Source organism: Vibrio sp. 10N.247.311.12, assembly GCF_041467515.1.
Taxonomy (GTDB): Bacteria; Pseudomonadota; Gammaproteobacteria; order Enterobacterales; family Vibrionaceae; genus Vibrio; species Vibrio crassostreae_C.
The window spans coordinates 1-1,149 of record NZ_JBFSUV010000106.1 but is presented as its reverse complement, the minus strand read 5'-3'; the positions used below and the strand labels follow the sequence as shown (position 1 = coordinate 1,149).

Here is a 1,149-nt window from a genome sequence, read left to right as displayed (position 1 = left end):
ACGTACCATCCTGCATGATTTGAACATCATCACCGATGGTTACATTTAACTGAGACACTAATGAATCATCGCCATCGCTATCGACCGCGTAAACCGGAAGATCAAAGGTCAGATCATTGTTCGATAAACCATCCACATGGTCTAACGCTTCAAGTAAGGTGAAGGTGTACTGGCCTAAATTGGTATCTGAGAAGCTAATCGTGAACACGTTAGTTTCAACATTCGAGCCATCTGTAACAAAGCCGATGTAGCCGCCCGGAGTGGTTGGATCGGCCTTCAGCTCAACCGCCAATCCATTTGATGTGAGAGCGCCACCAACATTAAATTCAGTCGGTTCAATACGGAAGCTTGTCACATCATCACTTTGAGTGGTGTAAGTAATAGTTTGAGTTGAACTCACCGCGCTGCCGCTAGGTGCAGAGCCATCACTCAGATTAGTTTCAGACAAGTTCACAGTTGGAACATTATCAATGGTTGGGATATCACCATCGGTAATGGTCAGAGTGACGGTTGAAGTCAGCACATCGTTATCCGAGTCACTAGACGTCACCACAATCGATTTCACGATGTCTTCGCTGAGTGTGTGGTCTAGATTACGATTAGGCTCAAAGCGCACATCACCTTGAAGCGTGATGAACAGTTCACCTTCTGTGAAGCTAAACTGCTGCTCGCCATTATCATTTTGGTCAAGTGTTCGAAACTGGCCATCATAAGTGAATTGAGTGATCGTCGCGCCATCGGCACTTTGATTTGGCATCACATCAATGGTGCTCGTTGTCACTGTGCCAGCGGCCAAATCTGCGACGGTTGGCTCGACGATATCTAACGTATCATCTTGCATGATTTGAACATCATCACCGATAGTGACATTTAACGGAGACATCAGTGAATCATCGCCATCACTGTCTACCGCATAAACAGGTAAATCAAAACTGAGGTCGTTGTTGCCTCGGGCATCTTGATGATCCAAAGCCTCAAGCAGAGTAAAAGTATATTCACCTAATGTAGTGCTAGAGAAGCTAAGCGTAAATACCGTGGTTTCGACATTCGTCGCACTGGTCGTAAAACCAATGTAGTCACCCGACCCTGCCGGGTCTTCACGTAACTCAACGGCTAAACCGTTCGATTTAAGATCGTCGTTAGTATTGA

At 45.9% G+C, this 1,149-nt stretch carries 1 protein-coding gene; it reads right to left on the bottom strand.

From position 1 onward, the window contains the following. On the bottom strand, window positions 1-1,149 hold a 1,149-nt coding region (locus tag AB6E30_RS22500; RefSeq protein ID WP_372105329.1), incomplete at both ends, for a hypothetical protein.